This window comes from Enemella dayhoffiae, assembly GCF_002250625.1.
In the GTDB taxonomy this organism is placed as follows: Bacteria; Actinomycetota; Actinomycetes; order Propionibacteriales; family Propionibacteriaceae; genus Enemella; species Enemella dayhoffiae.
The window spans coordinates 1-4,741 of sequence record NZ_NMVQ01000028.1; the positions used below are offsets into that span (position 1 = coordinate 1).

The following is a 4,741-nucleotide window of genomic DNA, read 5'->3' on the forward strand; positions in this document are numbered from 1 at the left end:
TGGTCACGTCGGTCAGATCCGACACCACTTGTCGGTCAGATCCGACACCGCTTGGGCCTGATCTCGGTCGTCTCTGTCGATGAGCTTCGACACCGCTTCTGGGGCTCAGCCGCGCTGGACTGCCTGCCTGGTGTGGGCGAGGCGGTAGGAGTCGGTGCCGGTCTCGATGATGGTGCCGCCGAAGGTGAGGCGGTCAACGATGGCGGCGCAGAGTCGCGGATCGGTGAAGGTCTTGGTCCAGCCGGAGAACGACTCGTTGGAGGCGATCGCGACGGAGGCCTTCTCTTCGCGTTCGGTGAGAACCTGAAACAACAACTCTGCGCCGCGACGGTCAAGTTGCATATATCCGAGCTCGTCGATGCAGAGCAGATCTACGCGGCCGTAGCGGGCGATTGTCTTGGACAAGACCTTCTCGTCGGCGGCTTCGACGAGTTCGTTGGCGAGTTTGGTTGCCAGGGTGTACTTGACCCGGTGGCCAGCCATCGCGGCTTCAGTGCCGAGCCCGATGAGCAGATGACTCTTGCCAGTGCCGGAGTCCCCTATGAGGCAGAGCGGCTTTCCGTTCTTGACCCACTCGCACTTGGCGAGGGTGTGCACGGTCGCGGCGTCGATGTTGGGGTTGGCGTCGAAGTCGAACGCCCGTAGGGACTTCTCGCGTGGAAACTTTGCGGCCTTGATCCGTCGCTCGGACCTGCGGCGGGCACGGTCGTCGCATTCAGCCAGGAGGAGCTCGGCGAGGAACCCTCGGTAGGACATCTGTTCTGCGGCCGCGCGGTCGGCACCGTCGGCGAACTCTTGGCGGATAGTGGGAAGTCGGAGCATGCGGCACGCCTGGTCGATCGAGGCATCGGCAGCTTCCTCGGTCATGCCGCGTCGACGGGTGTTCATGGTGGGCTCCTCAGGAAGGTTCGGCTCGTAGGTGGGTTCGGCTTGGCAGGAGTTCGTCGTACCTATCGACTGATGGCAACGGCCGGTCGTCTTCGGGGAGCCTGGTCCGGAGGCGCTGCTCGGTGAGCGATCGAACGGTTGACGAGGACGACCTATGTTCGTCGTCTTGAAGCACTCCCGGAGTGCCCGCCCCGTTCTCATCGTCGGCGAATTTGCGGGCTTCCAGGGCGACGGCGTCGGCGGTCAGTGCCCCGACCTTGAGCGCTGCGGCGATTCCGGCGACAACTTGCTCGTGTCGCTGGTGGCGGTGCAGGAGTAGCACCTGGATCAGTGCCCGGGTGCCTTCGGCGTCGCCGTGGATCTTGCAGGCTGCTGCCCACCAGGCGTCGTGGATCGGGGTGAACCGGCCAGCGGCGCGAGCTTGTTCCAGCGCGGTCGCGCCGGGAAGCGCTCCAGGCTTGCGCAGTAGGAGCTCGAGGTAATGGTCCAGCTCGACTCGGGTGCCGCCCTTGGTCATCAGTCGCTCGTGGCGAGCAACCTCGGTGCGCCCGTCGTAGACAACCAGCTGGGACGCGTGCAGAAGCACCCGAAGCTTGCGGTCGATGTATCGGACGGGGACGGAGTAGGTGTTCATCCGGACCGTGATCTGGGCGTACCTGTTGACGCGCGGGGCGGACCAGAGGCCGGTCTCGAAGTTCTCATCTGGCAGTGGCTGTAGCAGTGGGAGCTCGTTTGCGAAGTGCTCCCCGATGGTGTGGGCCCGAGTACCTATCCGGCGTTGTTCGTCCTCAAGGTCCCAGGCATCGACCAACGCGTTGAGCTCGGCGATTGAATCGACCTCCGGAACGGGGACCAGGTGGTTGCGACGGAACCAGCCGATCTGCCCCTCGACCCCTCCCTTCTCGTGGGCACCTTGGATTCCGGGCTGACAGTAGAAGGCCTCGAGCCCGTAGTGGGACCGGTACGCGGTCCAGCGTTCGGTCTCGACCCGTTGCCTGGAGAACCCGACGACCTGAGCGACTGCGGCCTTGAGGTTGTCGTAGCGAGTCTTGCCTGTGGGTACGCCGCCCAGGACGCGGAACGCGTGCGTGTGTCCTTCGAGGAATGCCTCCAGCCCAGCTGACGCGCTGATCCGGTGCACGGCCTTGCCGGAGTAGGAGAGGCGGAGACAGAACAGGGTGCAGGTGACCAGCTCGCCGCGCAGTTTGATCGCGACCTCGCCGAAATCGACCTCGGCCTCACGGCCGGGTAAGTGCTCCTGAGGCACGAACCCGTCCGACTGTCCTCGACCGGCTTCGATCCGGATCTCGCGCCGCCTGGTGGCGACGTAGTCGCGCACCATCCCGTACGAGACGGCGCCTCGGGCGTCGTGTTCGTCGAGAAGACGGTCGTAGATCCGCTTCGCGGTGTGCCGCTGCTTCCTTGGCGCATCCAGATCATCGCGCAGCCACCCGTCGACAACCTCACGGTAGGGGTCCAGCCGTGAAGCACGTCGCGGAGGTTCCTTACGAGGCTGCGGCCAAGCCGACACAAGGGCGGCGGCGACGGTGCGATACCCGACGCCGTGCTTTCGCTGCAACGCCCGCTTCGACATCCCAGCGCGAGCATCACGCCGGATCGCGGCAAACAACTCCACTCGACTCTGATCCATGGCTTCGGGTGCACGCCCTCGTCCTAGCGGGCGTACTCGACCTGACTCTGTGCTCTTCGTTCACGCCTGCTCCGTCGCCCCACAGCGATGGTCATCAGCGTGGCGAGCAGCGCCATGGCGGCTGCGGGAATGCCGAGCAGGGTGATGGCGAACCACTCCTGAGACACGCCGCCGAGAACGCCACCTATCGCGACGCCGACGTAGATGGCTGAGGAGTTGAGCCCGAACAGCAGTGGTGCGGATGCGGGCGCGATCGCCACCAGGCGGTGTTGCTGCACCACCGAGGCCATGCCGTCAGTTGCTCCCCAGACGACGGCCCAGACGGTCACGATTACCAGGTGGCCGACGGTGAGCGGGCTGACCGCGAGCAGCACGGTGCCGCTGCCGAGTGCGGCCACTGCGACTCCTAGGCCTGATCGCTTGTCCGCCCAGAGCCCGGCGAGGAAGTTGCCGGCCAGGACGCCAAGGCCCCAGGCAAAGAGGATCAAGGTGAGCGCTTGGGGGAACGTGTCGGTCGTGGCGTCGGCGGTGATCGCGCCAATGTAGGTGTAGAGGGTGTAGTGCCCGGCCATGACCAGCGTCGTCGCTATCAGGATCGTGAGCACGTTGACCTGGCGCAGCGGCGCAACACGGGCGGTCAAGCTGACGGCTGGGAGCGACACCCTCGGCAACCACACCGAGATCCCCAAGGCGGCGAGCACCCCCAGTCCCGCCACGGCCCACAGAGTGAGTCGCCAGTCGAAGCTGCCGATCAAGTTGCCCAGCGGCATGCCCAGCGCGGTCGAGAGGGTCAGGCCGCCGATGACCATCGCCATCGCCCGGCCGCGGCGTTCTTCGGGCGCGATCGCGACAGCCGCACTTGATGCCGATGCCGTGATTGACGCGGCACCGAGAGCGGTGAGGACCCGAGTTGACATCATGATCGGATAGTTCGGACTCAACGCGGTCGCGATGTTCCCGACGACGAACACGGCTAGCGCGAGCTGGAGCGCCTTCCGTCGATCGAGCGAGCTCAGCAGCCAACTCAGCACCGGGGCCGCGACCGCCAGTGTCAACGCGAACACCGTCACCAGCTGCCCGGCGGCAGCGACGCTCACGTCGAGGTCGGTGGCGATGGCCGGCAGGAGACCCGCGATCACGAACGCGTCGGTCCCGACCGCGAAGGTTGCCACAGCCAGCGGAAGCAGCGGCTTGACCAAGCCTGAAATCGCGGTGTCCACTCGCGGGTCGGCCTGGCTCAAGCCTGTTCTCCCGGTTCCTGGGAGAGGCTGAACTCCACGCCTTGGTCATCGACGCAGTGAGCGAACGCGCCGGACGGGATCGACACGGGGTCCTCGGCTGTGCCACCGAGTTCACGCACCCGCGCCACCGCGGCGTGGATGTCTTCGACGGCGAAGAAAATCCGGGGGTGGCGCGACGAATCCTCGTGGGGCGCACCCCCCATCGGCGTGGGCCCGTCGATCATCGAGTAGCCCGGAAAGTTCCCTTCGCGGAACGTCCAGCCGAACAGTGAGCCCCAGAACCGCTGGGTCGCTTCGATATCGCTGCTGGGGACCTCGAAGTACGTGACGTTGCCAGTCATGGATCTACCTCCTGATGTCAGTGTGTTGACATCAAGCGTATGTCAGAATGCTGACATGGGGCAAGAGTTGGTCGGCGAACTGGAGCTGTCGGTGGGCTACGTCCTCAAGCAGGTGCATGCCTCACTCCGCACTGCGATGGATGAGGCGCTGCGACCCCTGGACCTGACTGTTCCCCAGTACGCCTGCCTGGAGCTACTCGGGCAGAACCCGGGACTGTCCAACTCCGAACTAGCCCGTCGCGCCTTCGTGACCCGGCAGTCGATGAATCTCGTGCTGCGCCGGCTGCAGGAGCGTGAACTCCTCACCCGGCCCGACCAAGCACCCCACGGGCGCGCGCTACCGAGCATGCTCACTCAGAGCGGGCAAGCGGTGCTTTGCCGGGCCAGCACTGCAGTTCGCGCCGCAGAGAAGCAAGTGTTCGCCCCCTTGTCCCCTGAGCAGCAATTTCGGCTACGCCAGGACCTCGCGGCGTGCGTCGTCCCCGAGGCAAGCAGCCTCCGCGCCTGACCAACCCACGTCGGCGACCCCGGTGTCGAAACCAATCGACATGCCATCTCATCGATTGCTCGTGGTGTCAGAGCTGACCGACAAGTGGTGTCGGATCTGACCGACAGAGCCA

Annotated in this window: 5 protein-coding genes; 1 reads left to right on the top strand and 4 read right to left on the bottom strand. The window is 65.5% G+C overall.

Annotated features, from left to right (window positions below):
• Positions 1-105: 105 nt before the first annotated feature.
• The 4 genes from istB to CGZ93_RS12635 are packed head-to-tail and all read right to left on the bottom strand — an operon-like array spanning position 106 to position 4,121.
• Positions 106-888, bottom strand: coding sequence for an IS21-like element helper ATPase IstB (istB, locus tag CGZ93_RS12620; protein WP_094364524.1), 783 nt, complete (start codon positions 886-888; stop codon positions 106-108).
• Between the two features lie 10 nt (positions 889-898).
• Positions 899-2,539, bottom strand: coding sequence for an IS21 family transposase (gene istA, locus CGZ93_RS12625; protein WP_094364525.1), 1,641 nt, complete (start codon positions 2,537-2,539; stop codon positions 899-901).
• A 23-nt stretch (positions 2,540-2,562) separates the two neighbouring features.
• Complete coding sequence (locus CGZ93_RS12630) at positions 2,563-3,780, bottom strand: MFS transporter (protein ID WP_229117423.1); 1,218 nt, start codon at positions 3,778-3,780, stop codon at positions 2,563-2,565.
• Positions 3,777-4,121 carry a VOC family protein gene (locus tag CGZ93_RS12635; RefSeq protein ID WP_094364526.1) on the bottom strand — a complete coding sequence of 115 codons (345 nt, stop codon included), beginning with the start codon at positions 4,119-4,121 and terminating at the stop codon, positions 3,777-3,779. The genes CGZ93_RS12630 and CGZ93_RS12635 overlap by 4 nt, the downstream gene beginning before the upstream one ends.
• A gap of 55 nt (positions 4,122-4,176) precedes the next feature.
• Between CGZ93_RS12635 and CGZ93_RS12640 the strand changes: the two genes are divergently transcribed.
• A complete protein-coding gene (locus tag CGZ93_RS12640; protein ID WP_094364527.1) occupies positions 4,177-4,629 on the top strand; it encodes a MarR family winged helix-turn-helix transcriptional regulator in 453 nt (150 codons plus the stop codon).
• The last annotated feature ends 112 nt before the right edge of the window (positions 4,630-4,741 follow it).

Excerpts from the sequence above, each read along its gene's own strand:
- CGZ93_RS12635 (WP_094364526.1), bottom strand. The coding sequence starts at position 4,121 with ATGACTGGCAACGTCACGTACTTCGAGGTCCCCAGCAGCGATATCGAA.
- istA (WP_094364525.1), bottom strand. The coding sequence starts at position 2,539 with ATGGATCAGAGTCGAGTGGAGTTGTTTGCCGCGATCCGGCGTGATGCT.
- istB (WP_094364524.1), bottom strand. The coding sequence starts at position 888 with ATGAACACCCGTCGACGCGGCATGACCGAGGAAGCTGCCGATGCCTCG.
- CGZ93_RS12640 (WP_094364527.1), top strand. The coding sequence starts at position 4,177 with ATGGGGCAAGAGTTGGTCGGCGAACTGGAGCTGTCGGTGGGCTACGTC.